Below are 22,947 nucleotides of genomic sequence, written 5' to 3' on the forward strand. Positions count from 1 at the left end.
TTTAGAGTTGTAAACCAACAAGAAGTTCCCTTTTCACTATGAACGAGGGTGATGCTCTTGATGGATCTGCTTTAAACGTTCCGTTGCTACGTGAGTATATATTTGTGTTGTCGAAAGATCACTATGTCCTAGCAACATTTGTACGACACGTAGGTCTGCACCATAGTTTAATAGATGTGTCGCAAACGCATGGCGCAAGACGTGTGGCGATAATTTATCCGTATCAATACCGGCAATCACGGCATAATGCTTAATACGATGCCAAAAGGTTTGCCTTGTCATCTGTCTTGCTCTTTTACTTGGAAAAACCACATCTGAACTTTTTTCACCAAGTAATGCTGGACGCCCTTGATCTAAAAAAGTTTGAATCCAATCTACCGCATTTTCACCCATCGGCACTAAACGCTCTTTGTCACCCTTACCAGTAACACGAACCACACCTTGACGAAGGCTCAAGTTTTCCATGGTTAAACTGACTAATTCCGTCACACGTAAACCGGTTGCATAAAGCAGCTCTAACATCGCACGATCTCGAAGCTCTAGTGGATCATCGACATTAGGCGCTTCTAATAAATCATTCACCTGATCCTCACTCAAATCTTTCGGCAATCGTTGTGGTAGCTTAGGGCTCATCAATAACGCTGTGGGATCATCACCACGAACTTTCTCACGATGTAAATACTGAAAGAATCGACGAAGTGCAGACAACATACGTGCTCGTGAAGTCTGTTTATATTCTTTATCGACCAAGTACGCTTGGTATTCATTTAAACCCATTGCTGAAATAGAAGCGCATTTATAATGATTATCTTCTAGCCATTGCAGTAATTTCACCAAATCATTTCGATACGAAGCCAACGTATTCTCTGATAATCCACGCTCCATCCACATGGTATCTAAAAAACGCTCTATTAAAGCCATATCATTGTTCATTGCCATCACCATTTACTGAAAACCAAAAATACTGGTTAGAATTACAGTATTAAACAATTATCACGGCTTTCATTGCAAGTTTAATTTTAAGAATCATTTGCGGTACACTAGGCTTTCGTCCTCATTAATATGGTAGTTAAAATGAAAATTGGTCTGTTTTACGGCTCTTCCACTTGTTATACCGAAATGGCTTCTGAAAAAATCAGATCTATCATGGGTGAAGAACTGGTTGATATCTACAATATTAAAGAGACACCAGTAGCAACAATGAACGATTACGATCTACTATTGCTTGGGATATCAACATGGGACTTTGGTGAAATTCAAGAAGATTGGCTTGCGGTATGGGAAGAGTTAGATGGCCTTTCTCTAGAAGGTAAAACTATTGCTCTATTTGGTCTAGGTGATCAAGAAGGCTATGGCGAATGGTTCTTAGATGCGATGGGGTTGTTGCACGATGAATTAAAAGCAACAAACGCGAAGTTCATTGGCTATTGGAAGAATGAAGGCTATCAGTTTGATGCATCAAAAGCGTTGACTGAAGATGAATCTCACTTTGTTGGTTTGGCGTTAGATGAAGACAGCCAATACGATAAAAGTGATGAGCGTATTGAGCAGTGGTGTGAACAGGTGTTAGTGGAGTATCACGATTCACTTTAAAACTAGAAACGATACGCTTTGCTAACTAGAGCGCTTCGCTTCTATAAAAGAAAAGAGCGAGTAAACTTAAACAGTTACACTCGCTCTTATAGTCTCTAGTCTCTAGTCTCTAGTCTCTAGTCTCTAGTCTCTAGAATTATGCGTTTTCAGTCACTAACTCGTCTTCTTTCTTGCCAACAAAACGTACAGCAATCATCGAAGCAAACGTTGGGATAACCCAAGCCATACCATGATTAAATAATGGTAGCATTGAGAACGCTGACATATCCGCCCCTGCCACTTTCGCGGCATCTAGAACTGCAAAACACGTCGCTACTAAAATCACAACACGATATGCAAGACGAGGGTTTGGCATCATCTTACGAACAAATGCTAATGCAACCAATGCAATGGCTACTGGGTAAAGTAAGAATAGTACTGGTACAGATAAAGCAATTAACTGTGTTAGACCAATGTTAGCAACAACCGCACAAGCTGCGCCCACAACCATCACCCATGTTTTATATGTTACTTTGCTAATTGAGCTAAAGTAATCTGCACACGCAGAGATAAGGCCAATTGCTGTAGTTAAACATGCAATTAATACGATAACTGATAATACAATTTGGCCTGAAGAACCAAACAATGCATGAGTATAAGCCGTTAGAATCGCACCACCGTTGGTCGCACCTGGCGCAACAGAGCTTGAAGTTGCCCCTAAATAGAATAGAGAAACATAAACAAATGCTAGTCCTAATGCAGCAATACAACCTGCAGCAGTTAAGTACTTCGTTGTCGCTTTGTGTTCAGTAATGCCTTTCTTTTTCAATGCATCAATAATTAAAATACCAAACATTAATGCACCAAACGTATCCATGGTGTTATAACCTTCAAAAAAACCTGTTGTTAATGGTTGCTCAATATAGTTCCCCATTGCAGCAACAATATCGCCTTGTGGATTAACAAATACCGCAATTGCTAAAATGATTAAACCAATGAATAGCGCTGGTGTTAAAAACTTACCAATCGTATCGATAAGCTTACCTTGAGACCATGCAAAAAACATTGCGACTAAGAAGAAGGCAATTGAGAATAAAGTTAGTGATAACTGTCCAGCTTCTGCTGACATAAATGGTTTTGCAGCCATTTCATAAGCAACTAAGCCTGTACGTGGTGCAGCAAATGCAGGGCCAATAATTACAAACATTAAGATCGCCATAATCATCGCGACTTTGGGTGGTAAATCTCGAGTAAGCTGCTGCCAAGAACCGCCAGCAATACCAATAGCTATAATAGTTAATAGTGGTAAACCTACCGCTGTAATTAGAAAGCCCCCCATCGCACTATATACGTGCTCACCAGCCATTTGACCTGCAATTGGTGGAAAAATGATATTACCAGCGCCTAAAAAGAAGGCAAAAAGCATAAAGCCTACGGCTATGATATCAGTAAGTTTTAATGACTGTTTCATAAGAAACCCTTGTATAATGTTGTGTGTATTAAATGTTGTGTTTTATATCTTTTTTGATATTTATGTCAGAATAATGAACAAATTATCGATAATTCGCAATAGCTTAGACAAAAACACCACAATCAAGTTGTCACAGGCTTTAAAAGCAGTGTAATCCTCTGTTAATTTCTTTTATAAAAGAGTGATCACTTATCATTAAAAGAATCAACAAAAGATCAAGAATAGAACATCAAGCTAATTAACATTAAATCCACAACATTAACAATTGTTATCATCTAACGAGAAATTATGAATAAGAGCTTCACTTTCAAGCAGTTCCACATCGAGATTGGTGAATGCGGCATGCCAGTAAGTACCGATGGCGTTTTATTAGGTGCATGGGCTAATATTGCAAATAGCGTATCTATAATCGATATTGGTAGTGGTACTGGCCTACTTAGCTTAATGTGCGCTCAAAGAGAGGCTCTAAGTCATATTGATGCCGTTGAATTAATGCCTGCTGCCGCTACAATCGCACAAGCAAACATAGACCGCAGCCCATGGCATGACCGAATTAAATTGTTTCATCAGGATATTCTTTCGTACCTTCCTGAAAAAAAATACGACGCGATCATCTGTAATCCGCCGTATTTCAATAATGGAGAGCAGTCCAAAAAAGGAGAGCGTTCTTTTGCTCGTCACACAGACTCCTTATCGTTTGCTGATCTCTTATCGCAAAGTAAAAAATTACTCTCGCCAAAAGGAAGAGCTAATTTCATTCTTCCACTCTTTGAAGGCACTAAATTTATTGAGATCGCTAAAAATGACGGTTTTAACTTAACTAAACTGACAAATGTGAAAACAACAGAAAAAAAAGAAGTTTCTCGTTTATTGATTGAGCTTTCTCTTTTTCCTTATAACTTTCAAGAGAATACATTAATAATTCATAATAAAAATGGTTATAGTGATGCCTTTATTGAGTTAACAAGAGGCTTTTATCTCAATATGGATTAAAAGATCGGTGATCCATCTCTAATAAATCATTATAATGTCTGGCTAACATCATATTTATACTCTTTAGACCTGAACGGAGAATCTACAGTGATCAAAACGTTTGCTGATCTCGATCTATCCCCTAACCTACTGCGCGCTCTTGAGGAGATTGGTTATCAACGTCCAACTCAAGTTCAGGCTATGGCTATCCCTGAAGCATTAGAAGGTAAAGATATCCTTGCTTCTGCTCCAACTGGTACTGGTAAATCTGCGGCTTTCTTATTGCCAGCACTACAGCATCTTGATGACTTCCCTCGTCGTGATCCTGGTCCAGCGCGCGTATTAATCCTAACTCCAACTCGTGAGCTTGCTATTCAAGTAGCAGATGAAGCTCGTGAGCTAGCAAAATATACTCACCACAAAGTGTTCACAATTACTGGTGGTATTAGTTATCAAGAACACGCAGATATTCTTGCAAGAACTCAAGATATTGTTGTCGCAACTCCTGGGCGCTTAATGGAGTACATCGAAGCTGAACGCTTTGACTGCCGCGCTATTGAAACACTGATCCTAGATGAAGCTGACCGCATGTTAGACATGGGCTTTGGTCCTGTCGTTGACCGTCTTTCAAAAGAGTGTCGCTGGCGTAAGCAAACCTTCTTGTTCTCTGCAACATTAGAAGGTCGTGGCGTTGATGGTTTTACTGCTGATCTATTAAACGAGCCAGCAAAAATCATTGCAGATCCCTCTCGTCGTGAACGTAAAAAAATCACTCAGTGGTATCACCGTGCAGATAGCTTGCCACATAAAATAGAACTACTGAAAAGTATTCTAACGAACCAAACTGAGCGCGCTATCGTGTTTGTAAAAACTCGTGAACGTCTTGCTGAACTTCGTGGTCACTTAGAAACCGCTAAGATCTCATGTGCTTGGTTACAAGGTGAAATGCCTCAAGAGAGCCGAAATAACGCGATTACTCGTTTCCGTGATGGCAAAGTTGACGTTTTGATTGCTACCGATGTAGCAGCTCGTGGTATTGATTTACCAGATGTTAGTCATGTAATTAACTTTGATATGCCTCGTACCGCTGATGTGTATTTACACCGTATCGGCCGTACTGCTCGCGCAGGTAAAAAAGGTAATGCGGTTTCTTTAATCGAAGCGCATGACCAAAAAATGATGGAACGCGTTGGTCGTTACGTTAAAGAAGAAGATGAAATCATTAAAGAACGCTTTGTTGAAGGATTAAAACCACAACATAAAAAAGCGGTATTTAAGAATAGACAGAAAAAGAACGCGAAGAAAAAAGCGGCTTTAGCGAAGAAACTTGCACCGAAGAAGAAAAAGAAAAAGTAGTTTCTATACGCTTCGCTAGCTAGAAACGATAAAAGCAGTCTGTATTACAGGCTGCTTTTTTATTTTAAAGAGAAAGAGTTCAGATCGCTTCGCTTGAAGAATTCAGACATAAAAAAACCCGCTATCAGCGGGTTTTTTATTAACTCAATTCGAGCGGTCTATAATAAAAATTATAGTACGTCGATTGCGTTAAGGTCTGCAAATGCTTTCTCAAGACGAGTAACCATAGAAGCTTGACCTGAACGTAGCCATACGCGTGGATCGTAGTACTTCTTGTTTGGCGCAGATTCGCCAGTTGGGTTACCGATTTGACCTTGTAGGAAATCGAAGTTTTCAGCAGAGTAAGTACGGATACCATCCCATGTTGCCCACTGTGTATCAGTATCGATGTTCATTTTGATAACACCGTAACCGATAGACTCTTGGATTTCTGCTTCAGAAGAACCAGAACCACCGTGGAATACGAAGTTTAGAGCGTTAGGTGCAATACCAAACTTCTCTGAACAGTATGCTTGAGAGTCACGTAGGATAGTCGGAGTAAGTACAACGTTACCCGCTTGGTAAACACCGTGTACGTTACCGAAAGATGCAGCGATAGTGAAACGTGGACTGATAGCCGTTAGTTTCTCGTATGCGTATGCAACATCTTCAGGAGAAGTGTAAAGCTCAGATGCGTCCATATCAGAGTTATCAACGCCGTCTTCTTCACCACCAGTACAACCTAGTTCGATTTCTAGAGTCATGTTCATCTTAGCCATACGCGCAAGGTATTGGCCAGAGATTTCGATGTTTTCTTCTAGAGACTCTTCAGAAAGGTCGATCATGTGAGAAGAGAATAGAGGCTTACCAGTTTGAGCGAAGAACTCTTCACCTGCGTCTAGTAGACCGTCGATCCATGGAAGAAGTTTCTTAGCAGCGTGGTCAGTGTGAAGAATAACTGGAACACCGTAAGATTCAGCAACAGCGTGTACGTATTTTGCACCAGCTACAGCACCAAGGATTTGTGCACCTTGACCTTCAAGTTTAACGCCTTTACCAGCGAAGAAACCAGCACCGCCGTTAGAGAACTGAACAACAACTGGCGCTTTAACTTTAGAAGCCGCTTCTAGAACACCGTTGATTGAATCTGTGTTAACTACGTTTACAGCAGGAAGAGCAAATTTGTTTTCTTTTGCTACTTCAAATACTTTCTGTACGTCGTCGCCAGAAATAACACCAGGTTTTACAAAATCGAAGATCTTAGACATGGAAATAGTCCTATTTATTCTATCGTTTTAAAATTAAAAAACTTACGTTCAAATTTTTGCAAACGTTTGCTCACAACTCTCGCCATTGTATCAATAAACAGGGTCATCAACAAACGTAAAAAGCGGGAATGATTAGATTCCCGCTTTTAAATAATTATGCTTTAGCACGCTCTTCAAGCATTGCTACTGCAGGAAGTACTTTACCTTCAACGAACTCAAGGAATGCACCGCCACCTGTAGAAATGTAAGAAACGTCAGCTTTAATACCGAACTTATCGATAGCTGCTAGCGTATCACCACCACCAGCTACAGAGAAACCTTCAGAATCAGCGATTGCTTTAGAAATACCTGCCGTACCTGCTTCAAAGTTTTTGAATTCAAATACGCCAACTGGGCCATTCCAAAGAATTGTTTTTGCGTTGCTGATAATTTCAGCAAGAGCAGCCGTTGAATCTGGACCAAGGTCGAAGATCATGTCGTCGTCTTGTACTTCAGAAACGTGCTTGATTTCAGCTTCAGCGTTTTCATCAAATGCTTTTGCACATGCAACGTCAGTAGCTACTGGGATTGCACACTCTTTCATTAGTTTTTGAGCCGTTTCAACTAGGTCAGCTTCGTACAAAGACTTACCTACGTTGTGGCCTTCAGCAGCGATGAATGTGTTCGCGATACCACCACCAACAACAAGTTGGTCAGCGATTTTAGATAGAGACTCAAGAACAGTCAGCTTAGTCGATACTTTAGAGCCACCAACGATAGCAACTAATGGACGAGCTGGGTTATCCATTGCTTTACCAAGTGCTTCAAGTTCAGCAGCTAGAAGAGGACCAGCACACGCTACAGGAGCGTTCATGCCAACACCGTGAGTTGACGCTTGAGCACGGTGAGCAGTACCAAATGCATCCATCACGAAGATGTCACATAATGCTGCGTATTTTTTAGAAAGTTCTTCTTCGTTTTTCTTCTCGCCTTTGTTAAAGCGAACGTTTTCAAGAACAACTAGCTCACCAGCGTTTAATTCAAGACCATCTAGGTAATCTTTCGCTAGTTTAACGTCACAATCTAGTGCGTCATTTAAGTAGTTAACTACAGGAGCTAGAGAGAACTCTTCGTTGTATTCGCCTTCCGTTGGACGACCTAGGTGAGAAGTAACCATTACTTTAGCACCAGCTTCCAAGCAAAGCTTGATAGTTGGTAGAGATGCAAGAATACGAGCATCAGAAGTTACTTTACCATCTTTAACTGGTACGTTTAGGTCAGCACGGATAAATACGCGTTTACCTGCAAGTTCCAGGTCAGTCATCTTGATTACAGACATGTTTTGTCCTCTCAATTAAATAATAAAAAGTTTTCAAGTTCGGCATCATTGCCAAACCGATTAAATTCTTACTGCATTATTCAGTAAATAGGGATGGAGTTCACTTTTTTCAAGGTGAAAATTAATCTTTTTTCTCTTTCCATCTCAAATATCTTGAATGACGCTTTTATTTTCTCATTACTAATGCGGTATCTAACATTCGATTTGCGAATCCCCATTCGTTATCACACCAGACTAGCATTTTAACTAAGTGCCCATTACTCACTCTTGTTTGTGAACCATCGACAATCGCACTGTGGGGATCATGATTAAAATCGATAGAAACAAGCGGCGCTTCAGTATAATCAACAATGTTATGTAATGTACACCGAGATGCGTTAACAATGGTTTGATTTATGTCATTAACTTTCACATTTGTATTAATTGTTACACTTAAATCCATCGCTGTGACGTTTACTGTCGGAACTCGCACGGAAATCGCTTCAAATTTGTTGGAAAATTTCGGGAAAATTCGTTCAATACCTTTATGCAATTTAGTATCGACAGGAATAATAGATTGGCTTGCTGCGCGGGTTCGGCGCAAATCAGGGTGATAAGCATCAATAACTTGTTGGTCATTCATGGATGAGTGAATGGTTGTAATCGTTCCAGAATCAATCCCAAACGCATCATCAATGGCTTTAATAATAGGAATAATACAATTGGTAGTACAAGAACCATTAGAAACAATTCGATGCTCAGGCAGTAGCGTATCGTGGTTAACACCATAAATAATCGTATTATCTAAATCCGAACCACCAGGATGAGAAAATAGAACCTTTTTAGCGCCCGCTTCAATGTGCTTTTCACCATCCGCTTTAGAGCCATAGACCCCTGAACAGTCCAAGACCAAATCAACACCTAGTGATTGCCACGGCAAAAGAGAAAGATCAGCTTGATGCACGATTCTAATCTTATCTTGAGAGCCATCTGGTAAATCAATATAAAGATATTCTTGATCATGAGTGATGTTATGGGCAAAGCGTCCATGAGTAGAGTCGTACTGAAGAAGGTGTGCCATCCCTTCTGGTTGTGACAATTCATTCACCGCAACAATTTCTATTTGATCACGTTTTCCGCTTTCATATAAAGCACGAAGAACACTGCGACCAATTCGGCCAAATCCATTTATCGCCACTCTTAACATAATTCCATTCACTCAGATTTATTTGCTACCTATTGTACTCTTTTCGCTTTTTTCTTAAAGGATCAAAAAAAAGCGAAGCCACCTTTCGATAACTTCGCTTTTTATTCAGTTACTCACTTTTATTCAGCGAATGACTTTTGATTAAGCTAAAAGCTCTTTTGCTGTGTTTACTACATTTTCAGTAGTGAACCCAAACATTTTGAATAGCTCATCAGCAGGTGCAGACTCACCAAATGTTGTCATACCGATGATCTTGCCACCAAAACCAACGTACTTGTACCAGAAATCAGCAATACCGGCTTCAACAGCGATACGCTTAGTTACTGATGATGGTAAAACCGCTTCACGGTACGCTTCGTCTTGCTTATCAAATGCATCAGTTGATGGCATAGAAACAACACGTACTGATTTACCTTCAGCGGTTAATTGAGCTGCTGCTTCAACCACTAATTCAACTTCAGAACCTGTTGCGATAAGGATAAGCTCAGGTTGGCCTTCACAATCTTTCAGGATGTAACCACCCTTTGCGATATTAGCAACTTGCTCAGCGTTACGATCTTGTTGTGCAAGGTTTTGGCGAGAGAAGATGAGCGCAGAAGGACCATCACGACGTTCAATTGCTAGCTTCCAAGAAACCGCAGATTCAACTTGGTCACATGGACGCCATGTGCTCATGTTTGGTGTTAGACGTAAAGAAGCAATCTGCTCAACTGGTTGGTGAGTAGGACCATCTTCGCCAAGACCTATTGAATCATGCGTGTACACTTGGATGTTTTGAATTTTCATCAGTGCAGCCATGCGCATTGCGTTACGAGCGTACTCCATGAACATTAGGAAAGTTGCGCCGTACGGTACGAAACCACCGTGCAGAGCAATACCGTTCATGATCGCCGTCATACCAAACTCACGCACACCGTAGTGAATGTAGTTACCAGAGAAATCTTCAGCCGTTAGAGACTTAGAACCAGACCACATTGTCAAGTTAGAAGGCGCAAGGTCAGCAGATCCACCCATGAATTCAGGTAACATAGCACCAAACGCTTCTAGTGCATTTTGAGAGGCTTTACGTGAAGCGATGTTTGCAGGGTTCGCTTGAAGATCTGCAATGATTGCCGATGCTTTTTCTTCCCACTCTGCAGGTAAATCGCCATTTACACGACGCTTGTATTCAGCGGCAAGCTCAGGGTATGCCGCTGCATACGCATCAAATTTAGCATTCCAAACTGCTTCTTTTTCAGAACCCGCTTCTTTTGCATCCCACTCAGCAGCAACATCTGTTGGAATTTCGAATGCGCCGAACTCCCAACCTAATGCTTTCTTAGTTGCTGCAATTTCATCTGCACCTAGTGGAGCACCATGACAGTCGTGTGTGCCTTGCTTGTTTGGAGAACCAAAGCCAATCACTGTTTTAGTACAGATCAACGTAGGGCGAGGATCTGCTTTAGCAGCAATAATTGCAGCGTTGATTGCATCAGCATCGTGACCATCAACAGACTGAATTACATGCCAGCCGTACGCTTCAAAACGTTTAGGTGTATCGTCAGAGAACCAACCTTCCACTTCACCATCGATAGAGATACCGTTGTCATCCCAGAAAGCAACCAGCTTACCAAGACCAAGAGTACCAGCTAGAGAACACGCTTCGTGAGAGATACCTTCCATTAAACAACCATCGCCCATGAACACGTAAGTGTTGTGGTCAACGATATCATGGCCTTCACGGTTAAATTGCGCTGCCAATGCTTTCTCAGCCATTGCCATACCAACACCGTTTGTGATGCCTTGACCTAATGGACCAGTCGTTGTTTCGATACCTGGTGCATAACCGTACTCAGGGTGACCTGGCGTTTTAGAATGCAGCTGACGGAAGTTTTTTAAGTCTTCGATAGAAAGGTCGTAACCAGAAAGGTGAAGCAGAGAGTAAATCAGCATTGAACCGTGACCATTTGAAAGAATGAAACGGTCGCGATCTGCCCACTCTGGATTCTGTGGGTTGTGATTTAGGTGGCTACGCCATAATACTTCAGCGATGTCTGCCATACCCATAGGTGCGCCAGGGTGACCAGAATTTGCTTGTTGAACACCATCCATACTTAAAGCGCGGATTGCATTTGCTAGATGTTTACGTGAAGACATGCCTACTCCTGAGAATTCGAAGGACTATATGTTTATTGAGCTAGTTAACTCTTGACTGGCTAATTCATCGTTATGAATTAACCTAAATTTGCAGGTCCGTATTGTCGCAAAGGCTAATCTGTACTGCAAACGATTACTTATAAAATAAAACGCTTTTTTTCACGATTTTGAAAGAAAACCTTATTTACAGAAGCAAATCCCACGCTCAGACGCAAACGATTGGTTATGTCTTATATTTATTTTCTTCTATGAAATGAGTTGTAATTAGTCAATATTCCTCTACTATAGCCGTCTAGATGGAAAAACACCTACACTGTTATACGTATAGACTTATATAGATTGTGGGTATTTTTAGAACTTATTATTTATAGAAGTGGAGCTCCCTTATGGCTAAGCACCTATTTACCTCTGAGTCAGTATCAGAAGGTCATCCAGATAAAATTGCCGACCAAATTTCAGATGCAGTACTTGATGCGATCTTAGAACAAGATCCAAAAGCTCGTGTTGCTTGTGAAACGTACGTAAAAACTGGCATGGTTATGGTCGGTGGTGAAGTAACGACTTCAGCATGGGTTGATATCGAAGAAATCACTCGTGAAACCGTTCGTGATATCGGTTATGTTCATTCAGATATGGGTTTTGATGCGAACTCTTGTGCCGTATTAAATACGATTGGTAAGCAATCTCCTGACATCAACCAAGGTGTTGATAAAGCTGACCCAAGAGATCAAGGTGCAGGCGACCAAGGTATCATGTTTGGTTACGCAACAAACGAAACACCAATTTTAATGCCAGCTCCAATTACTTACTCTCACCTACTTGTTCAAAAACAAGCAGAAGTACGTAAAAGCGGTAAACTAGACTTTTTACGTCCAGATGCAAAATCTCAAGTAACATTCCAATACGACCAAGGTAAGATTGTTGGTATTGATGCCGTTGTTCTTTCAACACAACACTGTGATTCAGTAACCACTCCTGATCTTCGTGAAGCGGTAATGGAAGAGATCATCAAGCCAGTACTTCCAGCAGAATGGTTAAATAAAGAGACTAAATTCTTTATTAACCCAACTGGTCGTTTTGTTATCGGTGGCCCAATGGGTGACTGTGGCCTAACTGGTCGTAAAATCATCGTTGATACTTACGGCGGCGCAGCTCGTCATGGTGGCGGTGCATTCTCTGGTAAAGATCCATCAAAAGTTGACCGTTCAGCAGCATATGCTGCACGTTACGTAGCGAAAAACATCGTAGCCGCAGGCATGGCTGATCGTTGTGAAATCCAACTTTCATACGCTATCGGTATTGCTGATCCAACATCAATCATGGTTGAAACGTTTGGTACTGAAAAAGTATCTCACGACATCATCATTGAAGCGGTTCGTCAGCACTTCGACCTACGTCCATACGGCCTACAAGAAATGCTTAACCTTCTTCAACCAATCTACAAGAAGACAGCAGCATACGGTCACTTCGGTCGTGAAGAGTTTCCTTGGGAAGCGACAGATAAAGCTGAAATCCTTCGTGATTTCGCAGGTATTAAGTAGTTTATTACTTAAACTGATACGAAAAGGAAGCCTTCGGCTTCCTTTTTTGTTTTTTACCCCCATATACTTTTTATATTTATGATTCGATATCGGCATTCAAAGTAAAGAGATTCAATGACCCCACTTCAGCAAGCCTCCATAGCTAAAGCTCAACAATGTATTCAACAAGCATCAGCCTTTTTTAATCGCCCCTTTTCCCTACCAACGATTAATTTTACTCAGCGTGGGAAAATTGCAGGTACCGCTCGTCTTCAAGGATGGGAAATCAGAATTAACCCCGTATTATTAGAAGAGAATCAACACACTTTTATTAATGAAGTGATCCCTCATGAAATCGCTCATTTGATTACATTTAAATTGTACGGTCGAGTAAAACCACACGGAAAAGAGTGGCAAGGTGTAATGAATCAAGTTTTCAATTTACCAGCAAGAACCACACACAGCTTTAGTGTTGATTCGGTAAAGGGAGAAACCTTTCCTTATCGCTGTAAATGCACAACACACGAACTTACCGTTCGCCGCCATAATCGAGTTCAACGTAAAGAAACCCAATACCTTTGTAAAGCGTGCCAGTCACCATTAAAGCTTTCTAGGCGTCGTTTACAAACAACGGAAAAATAGAAAACGACTCGTTTCTCACTCTAGTAATTAATTTATCTATAATGCGAATTAACAATAAGATATTCTTGCGGCATAAATACATAATCAATGGTCATTATCATGCAGTTAATTCGCTTCGCTATCAGCATCATCGCTGTTATTTTCAGCTTCAATGTACTTTCAGCGCCCCCTTCTTCATTTTCTAAAGCTAAAAAATTAGCCGTGAAAATCTATCTTGATCACCCTACTTCTTTCTATTGTGGTTGTGACATTACATGGAAAGATAAAAAGAAAGGCATTCCTGACTTAGAAAGCTGTGGCTATGAAGTGCGTAAACAAGAAAAACGCGCTAGCCGTATAGAATGGGAACACGTAGTCCCTGCTTGGCAATTTGGTCATCAACGCCAATGTTGGCAAGAGGGGGGACGTAAAAATTGCACCCGAAAAGATAAACAGTTCAAAATGATGGAAGCCGATTTACATAACTTGGTTCCAGCCATTGGCGAAGTGAATGGTGACCGTTCTAATTTTCGTTTTTCACAATGGAATGGCAGTAAAGGGGCTAATTATGGTCAATGTAGCTTTAAAGTCGATTTTAAAGGACGCGTTGCTGAGCCACCAGCACAATCACGAGGTGCGATTGCCCGTACCTATATGTATATGAATAAAGAGTATCGCTTTAACTTAGCTAAAGCACAGCGCCAACTAATGGAAGCATGGGATAAACAATACCCAGTTTCAGCTTGGGAATGTGAACGAGATAAACGTATTGCCAAGATCCAAGGTAATCACAATCAATTCGTCTTCAAAGCGTGTACTAAATAACTCAATAGACTCTAAATAGAGGTTGAAAAAGTACCGTTTAGCCTCCATCCTTAAATATAAGATAGTTAAAGAAAAGTAGACCATGAGAATACCAAGAATTCATCATCCAGATGCCCTTCCATCACAAGGGAAAATTAATTTAAGTGATGATGCAGCCAACCACGTTGGTCGTGTAATGCGAATGAAAGAAGGCGAGTCGGTATTACTGTTTGATGGCAGTGGAGCGGAGTTTCCTGCTGTGATCACATCAGCCTCTAAGAAAAGCGTTGAAGTTGAAATCAGCGAACGTGTTGAGCGTAGCAGTGAATCACCGCTAAATTTACATTTAGGCCAAGTGGTTTCTCGTGGTGATAAAATGGAATTCACCATTCAAAAATCGGTTGAATTAGGCGTTAATGTCATTACTCCTCTAATTTCAGAGCGTTGTGGTGTTAAATTAAATAAAGAACGCTTCGAGAAGAAACTCGACCAATGGCAAAAAATTGCAATTGCAGCGTGTGAACAGTGTGGACGTAATATTGTTCCTGAAATTCGCCCGATCATGTCATTAGAAGAGTGGTGTGCTGAAGAGTATGAAGGACTAAAACTAAACCTTCACCCAAGAGCAAAGTACTCTATCAATACATTGCCAGTACCCGTAACAAATGTACGCTTGTTAATCGGCCCAGAAGGCGGTTTATCGTCTGATGAAATTAACATGACTGAACTATACAAATTTGAAGAAACGTTGCTAGGTCCTCGTGTTCTTAGAACCGAAACCGCAGCACTTACCGCAATTACAGCCCTACAAGTTCGTTTTGGCGATCTTGGTTAACTGGAGAAACACAATGATCAAACTCGGTATCGTAATGGATCCTATCTCATCCATTAACATCAAAAAAGACTCTAGCTTTGCCATGATGCTTGAAGCACAAAAACGTGGCTGGGAAATCCATTACATGGAAATGGCTGACCTACACCTAGATCAAGGTAAAGCAGTTGCAGATACCAAAGTCGTTGAATTAAAAGAAGACCCTACCGGATGGTACGAATTTAAATCAGAGCAAACCATCGACCTTGCTGATCTTGACGCGGTATTAATGCGTAAAGATCCTCCGTTTGATACTGAATACATCTACGCGACTTACATTTTAGAGCGCGCAGAAATTCAAGGTGCTTTAATTGTAAATAAACCACAAAGCTTACGTGATTGTAACGAGAAACTATTTACGGCTTGGTTCCCTGAACTAACACCTACAACCTTAGTGACTCGTAAAGCGGAAAAAATTAAAGCATTCCGCGAAGAGCATGGCGATATTATCCTTAAACCACTTGATGGTATGGGTGGCGCGTCAATCTTTCGTGTCAAAGCTGGCGATCCAAACGTATCTGTGATCATTGAGACACTGACTAATCACGAACAAAATTACTGTATGGCACAAACGTTTGTTCCAGATATTAGCAATGGTGATAAACGCATTCTTGTTGTTGACGGTGAACCAATGCCTTACTGCTTAGCTCGTATTCCAGCTAAAGGTGAAACTCGTGGTAACTTAGCCGCTGGCGGTACTGGTGAAGCGCGTCCATTAAGTGAGACTGACTGGGCAATAGCTAATGCGGTAGCTCCAACATTGAAAGAAAAAGGTCTAATCTTTGTCGGTCTGGATGTTATTGGTGACAAGCTAACAGAAATTAACGTAACCAGCCCGACTTGCATTAAAGAGATTGAAGCCGCATTTGATGTTTCAATTACGGGTAAATTAATGGATGCAATCGAGCGTCGCATTAACGCTTAATTGAGCCAGCTATAATAAAGGGAACCTATTGTTCCCTTTATTAAACTGAATTTTTTAGGAGGCTTTGTGGATTTAAAAAACCATTTTTTGGTAGCAATGCCAAGTATGAAAGACCCATTTTTTCACCGAAGTGTCATCTACATTTGTGAGCATGATTCAGAGGGGACCATGGGCCTACGTATTAATGAAACTGTTCCTATTTCATTAGAAGGTATGCTTGACCAAATAAAACTAGATAAGCCATCTCCGGTTATTTTTCCACAGACCTTAACCCAACCAGTACTCAATGGTGGGCCCGTTTCTGATGACCGAGGCTTTGTCTTACATTCAGTGAAAGACTGTTATATATCAAGTATCCGAGTCACTAACGAACTTTCAGTCACGACATCAAAAGACATTCTAGCCACGCTTGGCACTGAATCTCAGCCACATAAATACCTAGTGGCGCTTGGGTATTCAGGGTGGGATGCTGGACAGCTTGAAGAAGAGCTTTCTGAAAACAGTTGGTTGGTGTTAGAAGCGGATCATGCTGTTATTTTTGATACCCCAATTCCTGATCGCTGGCGAAGAGCGATTGAAATTTTAGGCATTAACCCTGCCAATCTATCTAGCGAGGTTGGACACGCATGAGTTCACGTACCATCATGGCATTTGATTTTGGCACCAAGAGCATTGGCTCTGCCATTGGCCAAGAAATCACAGGTACTGCAAGTCCATTAAAAGCATTTAAAGCTCAAGATGGTACCCCTAACTGGGATGATATTGAAAAACAGATTAAAGAATGGCAACCCGATTTAATCGTTGTTGGCCTCCCAACCGATCTTCACGGTAAAGAGCTAGAAACCATCACACCAAAAGCAAAGAAGTTTGCTAATCGTCTACATGGTCGTTTTGGTAATCAAGTTGAGCTTCATGACGAACGCTTATCAACCGCTGAAGCTCGTGCGGATTTATTTGAGTTCGGTGGCTATAAAGCGTTATCAAAAGGTAATATTGATTGTCAGTCAGCCGTAGTGATTTTAGAAAGCTGGTTTGAGAATCAGTGGAGCTAAAAGCACAAGAGCAGGGTTCAGAGGTACTCGTTGTAAGTGTAATACTCACAACAAACGCCTCTGAATCCTAAGCGCGAAGCGTCCTGAACCCTGCTTTTTTAGTCTAACGATATCGACACATTATCAAACTCCGCCGAGCTAAATGAACTCCCTCGCTTCGTCTTTAACATCAATCTCAAGTCATTGGCTGAATCCGCACTGTGCAACGCTTCATCCTCAGAAATTTTCTCTGCTACAACCAAATCAAACAAACACTGATCAAACGTCTGCATACCGAATTCTCGTGATTTTGCCATGGTTGATTTTAGCTGATGCAAATCACCACCACGGATCAAAGCTGAAATTCGAGGAGTATTTAATAGCACCTCATAGACACCATGACGTCCATTACCATTAATATCTGGTACAAGTTGCTGAGCAATAATACCTTTTAAGTTCATTGATAAATCGAACAAAAACTGCTCTTTACGATCTTTAGGTACTAAATGAAGAATACGCTCTAATGCTTGGTTGGCATTATTTGCATGCAACGTCGCCATACATAAATGGCCAGTTTCTGCAAATGTCATTGCATATTCCATGGTTTCACGACTACGAATCTCACCAATTAAAATCATATCTGGCGCTTGGCGTAACGAGTTCTTCAGTGCCACTTCATAACTTTCTGTATCAAGCCCCACTTCACGTTGAGTCACAATGCATTTATTATGCGGATGAACAAACTCAATTGGATCTTCCACCGTTAAAATATGACCACTGCGGTTATCATTACGGTATCCTGTCATTGCCGCCATCGAGGTCGATTTCCCCGAACCAGTAGCCCCAACGACAAGAACCAAACCACGTTTAGAGGTTGCAAGATCCTTCATTACATCAGGTAAATTCAACGAATCCATTGATGGAATGTTCGTTTCAATGCGACGGATCACCGCACCTGGCTGTTCACGCTGCCAAAATGCACTCACACGAAAACGACCGCTCTCTTTCACTATCGCAAAATTGGCTTCTAACTTCTGATGAAATTCTTTTTGACGATCATCATCCATCATTTCAGTGAATAACGCCGTGATAGAATCAAACGTCTGTTTTTCGCCTACTGGCTGTAATTCACCGTGAACGCGTAATAGGCACGGCGCATCTACCGTTAAGTAAATATCTGACGCTTTTTGTGTAACCATTTGCTCCAGAAGTTGATCTAACGCCATAATTAAAACCCAACGCTACTGATATCAACTTTCTTTGCCACTTCATCAGGATCAACCAAACCTTGAGCCATGATTTTCTTGGCATTTTGTTCCATGGTCTGCATACCAAAAGAAGATCCCGTCTGAATTATCGAATACATCTGCGCGACTTTATCTTCACGGATCAAGTTACGAATCGCAGGCGTCGCAATCATCACTTCATGGCACGCAACACGGCCACCACCCGTTCGTTTTAATAATGTTTGAGCGACAACGGCTTTAAGTGATTCAGAAAGCATTGAACGAACCATCGACTTTTCACTACCAGGGAAAACATCAATAATACGGTCAATGGTTTTTGCAGCAGAGCTCGTGTGCAAGGTACCAAAGACTAAGTGTCCCGTTTCTGCGGCGGTTAATGCCAAACTAATCGTTTCTTGATCTCGAAGCTCACCAACTAAAATAACATCAGGATCTTCACGCAGCGCTGAACGTAGCGCCGCTTTAAAGCTGTGCGTATCACGATGAACTTCACGTTGGTTAATCAAGCACTTTTTATTTTTGTGGACAAACTCAATCGGATCTTCAATCGTCAATACATGTTTATTGTGATTCTCATTGATGTAATCAACCATTGCTGCAAGCGTTGTTGATTTACCTGAGCCTGTTGGTCCTGTAATTAATACTAAGCCTTTTTGATAGTTGGCAATGTTAGTAAAAATATCAGGTGCCGCAAGTTGCTCTAATGATGGGATCTCAACCGGAATGGTTCGAAACACAGCCGCACACCCACGAGACTGATTAAACGCATTCACTCGAAACCGTCCAACATTCGGCAACTCAAATGAGAAATCGACTTCAAGCTTCTCTTCAAATTCACTGCGCTGAGCATCATTCATAATGTCAGTCACTAAACGATGAACCTCTGCGTGTGTAAAATCAGGTAATGTCAGTTTACGAACATCCCCATCAACACGTACCATAGGAGGAACTCCTGCAGATAGGTGTAGATCTGACGCGTTTTGTTTTACACTAAAGTCCAGTAGTTCTGTGATATCCATAATTTTCCTCGGTAATCGTTTCTATGACTAGTATTAAGCAAAATATCAATCAAATCACCCTTCAGATAGAGAATAGCGTTCAAAAGTGTGGTCGACGCCCAGATTCAGTGCAATTACTGGCTGTAAGTAAAACAAAACCTATCGAATTACTCGAACAGGCAATGGATGTTGGTCAACGCGCATTTGGTGAAAACTACGTTCAGGAAGGGATTGAAAAGATTCAATACTTCCAAAACAACCATCCTAACACTCCGTTAGAATGGCATTTTATTGGGCCAATTCAATCTAACAAAACTCGCCCAATAGCGGAACATTTTGATTGGGTTCACTCTGTTGACCGCCTGAAAATAGCACAACGCCTTAATGAGCAACGCCCAGATAACCTTGGCGAACTAAATGTGCTTATTCAGGTCAATATCAGCGCAGAAGAGAGTAAATCAGGAACTACTTCTGAAGAAGTTATGGAACTGGCTGCTGCTATCCATGAGATGCCAAACCTAACATTACGCGGATTGATGTCGATCCCTGCAAATGTCTCTAATTACAATGAACAACTGGCTGCATTTACACAACTTGCTTCCATTCAAAATCAATTACGCGCACAATATCCTCAAGTAGACACCCTATCAATGGGAATGAGCAGTGATATGGATGCTGCAATTGAAGCGGGCTCAACAATGGTTCGAATTGGCACTGCTATTTTTGGTACTAGAGACTGATTTTTTAGCGCCAAACATTATAAAAATAAAAAATAACCTCAACTAGAATGATACCAATCTCGATATAACGATAGGTATAAAGTAAGGAAGACGAATGGAACATCGCAATATTGCTTTTATTGGTGCGGGCAACATGACCCGCTCTATTATCGCCGGTTTAATTAGCAGTGGTTATCCAAAAGGAAAAATTACAGCGACAAATCCAAGTACAGAGAAACTTGAGCATTTGAAAACCTGTTATGGCATCAATACCAGCACAGACAACCTTACTGCAACTCAAAATGCAGATGTCGTTGTTCTTGCGGTAAAACCACAGATGATGGCCAGTGCCGCAGAGCCCCTACAAACTGTCGATTTCTCGGATAAGTTAGTTATCTCAATTGCTGCAGGCATTTCAGCACAACGTCTCAATGACATGTTTGCTACGACGTTGAATTTGGTTCGAGTTATGCCAAATACTCCTGCATTAGTGGGCAAAGGCATGAGTGGTCTGTTTGCCGTCGAACATGTCTCAGAACAAGACAAAACCTATGCTAGTAACTTACTTTCAGCCGTCGGTGAAGTCTGTTGGGTTGAGACAGAATCTGGTATTAACTCTGTTATTGCGGCAGCAGGAAGCGCTCCAGCGTATTTCTTCTTATTTATGGAAGCGATGCAAACAGAAGCAATTAAACAAGGTTTTGATGAAGAAACCGCTCGCCTATTAGTACAACAAGCGGCTCTTGGTGCTGCTGAAATGGTAGTAGCAAACCCTGAAACAGAACTATCAACACTGCGTGAACAAGTCACTTCAAAAGGTGGAACTACCGCAGAAGCACTACGCACGTTTAATGAACACAACCTGAAAGATATTGTCGCTAAAGCTATGCAAGCGGCGGTCTCTCGTGCAGAAGAGATGGAATCGTTATTTTAAGATAACCTTCTCTACTCAATTACTCTATTTACAAAACCAATGATTTTTAAGGTTAATAAACTATGAATGCAATGAGCTTTTTAATCTCGACCGTTTTTGATTTATACATCATGGTCGTGATCCTACGTATTTGGTTACAAGTTGCCCGCGCCGACTTTTATAATCCATTTTCACAATTTATCGTAAAAGCGACACAACCAATCGTCTCTCCTTTACGCCGTGTTATCCCATCAATTGGTAGCTTAGACTTAGCCACGGTTTTATTTGCTTATGTACTGTGTGTTGTGAAGTTCATTGCTCTACAATTAGTCGTATCAGGCGGTATTGCTTTTGGCCCTGAGTTTTTATTCATTGGTCTGATTGCCCTTGCTAAAGCCGCGGGTGGTTTGTTGTTCTGGATCTTATTAGTACGTGCAATCTTAAGCTGGGTGAGTCAAGGTCGTAGCCCAATTGAATACGTTATGCACCAATTAACAGAACCAATGTTAGCGCCTATTCGTAAAATTCTTCCTCAAATGGGTGGATTAGACTTAAGCGTATTAGTGCTATTTATCGTACTTCAATTTGCTAACTTCTTGATGGGCGATCTAATTGGTCCTATTTGGTACAGCTTGTAATCTAGCGATGCCAGTTAAATACGATAATGATGATTTGATCTTACGGCTGTATTTACAACCTAAAGCCAGTCGAGATCAAATTGTAGGAATACATGGTGAAGAGCTAAAAATAGCGATTACCGCCCCTCCAGTCGATGGAAAGGCAAACGCACATTTAATTAAGTACTTTTCCAAGCTGTTTAAAGTCGCTAAAGGAAAAATTGCGGTAGAAAAAGGAGAACTGAATCGTCACAAGCAAGTTCGAATTCATTCACCAGACATTATCCCAGAAGCAATTAAGCAGTTGTTACCATCAAAATAATACGAATGCCGAGTTAACCCTCGGCTTTTTTATATGGAAATCTTTTTATATGAGGATCGTTATGAAAAAAATAATCTTACTTTTGTCCCTGTTTCTTTTTAGCTTACCCACTTTTGCAGGACAATTTGTACAAATTAAAAATGTCGAGGTTCATTACTCTGCATTTAATTCCACCTTTCTAACGCCTAAAGTCGCTCGCACTTATCAACTAAAACGCTCTGGCTACAACGCCTTAATTAATATTAGCGTGTTAGATATATCACAAGCCGGAAAGCCGGCTATTGCTGCAAAAATCACAGGCAGCGCTAAGAATTTACTTGGCCAAACAAAAACGTTAACCTTTCGTGAAATTAAAGAGCAAAATGCAATTTACTACATTGCTGAGCTGCCAATTACTAACGAAGAAACCTTTCGCTTTGATATCAATGTATCTGCCGATACCAAAGGCGCTGGTAAATTAAAATTCAATCAAAAATTTTACGTAGAAGAATAAGAGAATCATTATGAGCAAAATCGTATTAGCAACAGGCAACCAAGGTAAGGTTCGTGAAATGGCAGATGTGTTGTCTGACTTTGGGTTTGATGTGGTTGCACAAAGTGAATTCAACGTCTCTGATGTAGCAGAAACTGGCACAACCTTCATTGAGAATGCCATTATTAAAGCGCGTCATGCGGCTAAAGAAACAGGCTTACCGGCGATTGCTGATGATTCAGGCTTAGAGGTCGACGCATTAAATGGGGCACCTGGTGTTTACTCTGCACGCTACTCAGGCGAAAGCGCAACCGATCAAAAGAATATCGATAAGATGCTAGCGGCAATGGACGGTATTCCTGCGGAAAAACGTACTGCACGCTTTCATTGTGTATTAGTACTAATGAAGCATGAGAACGATCCTACACCGTTAATTTGCCACGGTTCATGGGAAGGCCATATTACCACTGAACAGCAAGGTGAAAATGGCTTTGGCTATGATCCTATCTTTTGGGTGAGTGAAGATAACTGTTCTTCAGCAGAGCTTGAGCCTGCGCGCAAAAAACAACTTTCTCACCGTGGTAAAGCGCTGAAAAAACTGTTTGCTGCATTAAAGGAAGGTAAATAAG

At 41.1% G+C, this 22,947-nt stretch carries 24 protein-coding genes; 16 read left to right on the top strand and 8 right to left on the bottom strand.

Features of this window, described 5'->3' with window-relative positions:
• Nucleotides 1-36: 36 nt before the first annotated feature.
• Nucleotides 37-933, bottom strand: coding sequence for a site-specific tyrosine recombinase XerD (xerD, locus tag PVK62_RS08780; protein WP_443111766.1), 897 nt, complete (start codon nt 931-933; stop codon nt 37-39).
• Between the two features lie 141 nt (nt 934-1,074).
• Here xerD and fldB point away from each other — a divergent pair, with 141 nt between their 5' ends.
• Nucleotides 1,075-1,593, top strand: a complete 519-nt coding sequence (fldB, locus tag PVK62_RS08785) for a flavodoxin FldB (RefSeq protein WP_274444040.1) — start codon at nt 1,075-1,077, stop codon at nt 1,591-1,593.
• A gap of 136 nt (nt 1,594-1,729) precedes the next feature.
• On the opposite strand, the gene brnQ is transcribed toward fldB, so the two are convergent.
• Complete coding sequence (gene brnQ / locus PVK62_RS08790; protein WP_274444039.1) at nt 1,730-3,043, bottom strand: branched-chain amino acid transport system II carrier protein; 1,314 nt, start codon at nt 3,041-3,043, stop codon at nt 1,730-1,732.
• Between the two features lie 288 nt (nt 3,044-3,331).
• Between brnQ and PVK62_RS08795 the strand changes: the two genes are divergently transcribed.
• A complete protein-coding gene (locus PVK62_RS08795; RefSeq protein ID WP_274444038.1) occupies nt 3,332-4,036 on the top strand; it encodes a tRNA1(Val) (adenine(37)-N6)-methyltransferase in 705 nt (234 codons plus the stop codon).
• 87 nt (nt 4,037-4,123) lie between these two features.
• Complete coding sequence (srmB, locus tag PVK62_RS08800; RefSeq protein ID WP_274444037.1) at nt 4,124-5,371, top strand: ATP-dependent RNA helicase SrmB; 1,248 nt, start codon at nt 4,124-4,126, stop codon at nt 5,369-5,371.
• Between the two features lie 170 nt (nt 5,372-5,541).
• Here srmB and fbaA read toward each other — a convergent pair whose 3' ends face one another.
• From fbaA to tkt, 4 genes are all read right to left on the bottom strand, one after another.
• On the bottom strand, nt 5,542-6,618 hold the full coding sequence (gene fbaA, locus PVK62_RS08805) for a class II fructose-bisphosphate aldolase (RefSeq protein WP_274444036.1): 1,077 nt from the start codon (nt 6,616-6,618) through the stop codon (nt 5,542-5,544).
• 154 nt (nt 6,619-6,772) lie between these two features.
• The gene (locus tag PVK62_RS08810) at nt 6,773-7,936 is read right to left on the bottom strand and encodes a phosphoglycerate kinase (protein WP_151655499.1); all 1,164 of its coding nucleotides are present in this window, start codon (nt 7,934-7,936) and stop codon (nt 6,773-6,775) included.
• 166 nt (nt 7,937-8,102) lie between these two features.
• Entirely contained in the window at nt 8,103-9,122 is a 1,020-nt protein-coding gene (gene epd, locus PVK62_RS08815; RefSeq protein ID WP_274444035.1) for an erythrose-4-phosphate dehydrogenase, read from the bottom strand.
• Nucleotides 9,123-9,263: 141 nt separating this feature from the next.
• Nucleotides 9,264-11,258: a transketolase gene (gene tkt, locus PVK62_RS08820; RefSeq protein ID WP_274444034.1), complete on the bottom strand. Its 1,995-nt coding sequence runs from the start codon at nt 11,256-11,258 to the stop codon at nt 9,264-9,266.
• 386 nt (nt 11,259-11,644) lie between these two features.
• Here tkt and metK point away from each other — a divergent pair, with 386 nt between their 5' ends.
• From metK to ruvX, 7 genes are all read left to right on the top strand, one after another.
• Nucleotides 11,645-12,799 (top strand): methionine adenosyltransferase, encoded by a 1,155-nt coding sequence (gene metK / locus PVK62_RS08825; protein WP_274444033.1) that lies wholly within the window; start codon nt 11,645-11,647, stop codon nt 12,797-12,799.
• 114 nt (nt 12,800-12,913) lie between these two features.
• Nucleotides 12,914-13,420 (top strand): SprT family zinc-dependent metalloprotease, encoded by a 507-nt coding sequence (locus PVK62_RS08830; protein WP_274444032.1) that lies wholly within the window; start codon nt 12,914-12,916, stop codon nt 13,418-13,420.
• Between the two features lie 99 nt (nt 13,421-13,519).
• Nucleotides 13,520-14,224 (top strand): endonuclease, encoded by a 705-nt coding sequence (locus tag PVK62_RS08835; protein WP_274444031.1) that lies wholly within the window; start codon nt 13,520-13,522, stop codon nt 14,222-14,224.
• An 82-nt stretch (nt 14,225-14,306) separates the two neighbouring features.
• Complete coding sequence (gene rsmE / locus PVK62_RS08840) at nt 14,307-15,038, top strand: 16S rRNA (uracil(1498)-N(3))-methyltransferase (RefSeq protein WP_274444030.1); 732 nt, start codon at nt 14,307-14,309, stop codon at nt 15,036-15,038.
• A gap of 13 nt (nt 15,039-15,051) precedes the next feature.
• Entirely contained in the window at nt 15,052-15,999 is a 948-nt protein-coding gene (gene gshB, locus PVK62_RS08845) for a glutathione synthase (protein WP_274444029.1), read from the top strand.
• Nucleotides 16,000-16,065: 66 nt separating this feature from the next.
• On the top strand, nt 16,066-16,629 hold the full coding sequence (locus PVK62_RS08850) for a YqgE/AlgH family protein (RefSeq protein WP_274444028.1): 564 nt from the start codon (nt 16,066-16,068) through the stop codon (nt 16,627-16,629).
• Nucleotides 16,626-17,051 carry a Holliday junction resolvase RuvX gene (gene ruvX / locus PVK62_RS08855; protein ID WP_274444027.1) on the top strand — a complete coding sequence of 142 codons (426 nt, stop codon included), beginning with the start codon at nt 16,626-16,628 and terminating at the stop codon, nt 17,049-17,051. Before PVK62_RS08850 ends, ruvX begins: the two co-directional genes overlap by 4 nt.
• 98 nt (nt 17,052-17,149) lie before the next feature.
• Here the strand turns inward: ruvX and PVK62_RS08860 are convergent, their stop codons facing one another.
• On the bottom strand, nt 17,150-18,256 hold the full coding sequence (locus tag PVK62_RS08860; protein WP_274444026.1) for a PilT/PilU family type 4a pilus ATPase: 1,107 nt from the start codon (nt 18,254-18,256) through the stop codon (nt 17,150-17,152).
• A gap of 2 nt (nt 18,257-18,258) precedes the next feature.
• A complete protein-coding gene (locus PVK62_RS08865) occupies nt 18,259-19,296 on the bottom strand; it encodes a type IV pilus twitching motility protein PilT (RefSeq protein WP_274444025.1) in 1,038 nt (345 codons plus the stop codon).
• Between the two features lie 23 nt (nt 19,297-19,319).
• Between PVK62_RS08865 and PVK62_RS08870 the strand changes: the two genes are divergently transcribed.
• The 6 genes from PVK62_RS08870 to PVK62_RS08895 all read left to right on the top strand — a co-directional run bounded on the left by PVK62_RS08870 (nt 19,320) and on the right by PVK62_RS08895 (nt 22,946).
• On the top strand, nt 19,320-20,015 hold the full coding sequence (locus tag PVK62_RS08870) for a YggS family pyridoxal phosphate-dependent enzyme (protein WP_274444024.1): 696 nt from the start codon (nt 19,320-19,322) through the stop codon (nt 20,013-20,015).
• A 94-nt stretch (nt 20,016-20,109) separates the two neighbouring features.
• The gene (proC, locus tag PVK62_RS08875; RefSeq protein WP_274444023.1) at nt 20,110-20,928 is read left to right on the top strand and encodes a pyrroline-5-carboxylate reductase; all 819 of its coding nucleotides are present in this window, start codon (nt 20,110-20,112) and stop codon (nt 20,926-20,928) included.
• Between the two features lie 62 nt (nt 20,929-20,990).
• Entirely contained in the window at nt 20,991-21,545 is a 555-nt protein-coding gene (locus PVK62_RS08880; protein WP_274444022.1) for a YggT family protein, read from the top strand.
• Nucleotides 21,546-21,552: 7 nt separating this feature from the next.
• Nucleotides 21,553-21,846 carry a DUF167 family protein YggU gene (gene yggU / locus PVK62_RS08885; protein WP_274444021.1) on the top strand — a complete coding sequence of 98 codons (294 nt, stop codon included), beginning with the start codon at nt 21,553-21,555 and terminating at the stop codon, nt 21,844-21,846.
• Between the two features lie 61 nt (nt 21,847-21,907).
• A complete protein-coding gene (locus PVK62_RS08890) occupies nt 21,908-22,339 on the top strand; it encodes a DUF4426 domain-containing protein (protein ID WP_274444020.1) in 432 nt (143 codons plus the stop codon).
• 10 nt (nt 22,340-22,349) lie between these two features.
• Nucleotides 22,350-22,946 carry an XTP/dITP diphosphatase gene (locus tag PVK62_RS08895; RefSeq protein ID WP_274444019.1) on the top strand — a complete coding sequence of 199 codons (597 nt, stop codon included), beginning with the start codon at nt 22,350-22,352 and terminating at the stop codon, nt 22,944-22,946.
• Nucleotide 22,947 lies beyond the last annotated feature (1 nt).

This window comes from Aliivibrio sp. S3MY1 (assembly GCF_028765575.1).
Taxonomy (GTDB): Bacteria; Pseudomonadota; Gammaproteobacteria; order Enterobacterales; family Vibrionaceae; genus Aliivibrio.

Bases quoted from the DNA above. Each gene is read 5' to 3' on its own strand.
- xerD (WP_443111766.1), bottom strand. From the start codon at position 933: ATGAACAATGATATGGCTTTAATAGAGCGTTTTTTAGATACCATGTGG.
- fldB (WP_274444040.1), top strand. From the start codon at position 1,075: ATGAAAATTGGTCTGTTTTACGGCTCTTCCACTTGTTATACCGAAATG.
- brnQ (WP_274444039.1), bottom strand. From the start codon at position 3,043: ATGAAACAGTCATTAAAACTTACTGATATCATAGCCGTAGGCTTTATG.
- PVK62_RS08795 (WP_274444038.1), top strand. From the start codon at position 3,332: ATGAATAAGAGCTTCACTTTCAAGCAGTTCCACATCGAGATTGGTGAA.
- fbaA (WP_274444036.1), bottom strand. From the start codon at position 6,618: ATGTCTAAGATCTTCGATTTTGTAAAACCTGGTGTTATTTCTGGCGAC.
- PVK62_RS08810 (WP_151655499.1), bottom strand. From the start codon at position 7,936: ATGTCTGTAATCAAGATGACTGACCTGGAACTTGCAGGTAAACGCGTA.
- epd (WP_274444035.1), bottom strand. From the start codon at position 9,122: ATGTTAAGAGTGGCGATAAATGGATTTGGCCGAATTGGTCGCAGTGTT.
- tkt (WP_274444034.1), bottom strand. From the start codon at position 11,258: ATGTCTTCACGTAAACATCTAGCAAATGCAATCCGCGCTTTAAGTATG.
- metK (WP_274444033.1), top strand. From the start codon at position 11,645: ATGGCTAAGCACCTATTTACCTCTGAGTCAGTATCAGAAGGTCATCCA.
- PVK62_RS08830 (WP_274444032.1), top strand. From the start codon at position 12,914: ATGACCCCACTTCAGCAAGCCTCCATAGCTAAAGCTCAACAATGTATT.
- PVK62_RS08835 (WP_274444031.1), top strand. From the start codon at position 13,520: ATGCAGTTAATTCGCTTCGCTATCAGCATCATCGCTGTTATTTTCAGC.
- rsmE (WP_274444030.1), top strand. From the start codon at position 14,307: ATGAGAATACCAAGAATTCATCATCCAGATGCCCTTCCATCACAAGGG.
- gshB (WP_274444029.1), top strand. From the start codon at position 15,052: ATGATCAAACTCGGTATCGTAATGGATCCTATCTCATCCATTAACATC.
- ruvX (WP_274444027.1), top strand. From the start codon at position 16,626: ATGAGTTCACGTACCATCATGGCATTTGATTTTGGCACCAAGAGCATT.
- PVK62_RS08860 (WP_274444026.1), bottom strand. From the start codon at position 18,256: ATGGCGTTAGATCAACTTCTGGAGCAAATGGTTACACAAAAAGCGTCA.
- PVK62_RS08865 (WP_274444025.1), bottom strand. From the start codon at position 19,296: ATGGATATCACAGAACTACTGGACTTTAGTGTAAAACAAAACGCGTCA.
- PVK62_RS08870 (WP_274444024.1), top strand. From the start codon at position 19,320: ATGACTAGTATTAAGCAAAATATCAATCAAATCACCCTTCAGATAGAG.
- proC (WP_274444023.1), top strand. From the start codon at position 20,110: ATGGAACATCGCAATATTGCTTTTATTGGTGCGGGCAACATGACCCGC.
- PVK62_RS08880 (WP_274444022.1), top strand. From the start codon at position 20,991: ATGAATGCAATGAGCTTTTTAATCTCGACCGTTTTTGATTTATACATC.
- yggU (WP_274444021.1), top strand. From the start codon at position 21,553: ATGCCAGTTAAATACGATAATGATGATTTGATCTTACGGCTGTATTTA.
- PVK62_RS08890 (WP_274444020.1), top strand. From the start codon at position 21,908: ATGAAAAAAATAATCTTACTTTTGTCCCTGTTTCTTTTTAGCTTACCC.
- PVK62_RS08895 (WP_274444019.1), top strand. From the start codon at position 22,350: ATGAGCAAAATCGTATTAGCAACAGGCAACCAAGGTAAGGTTCGTGAA.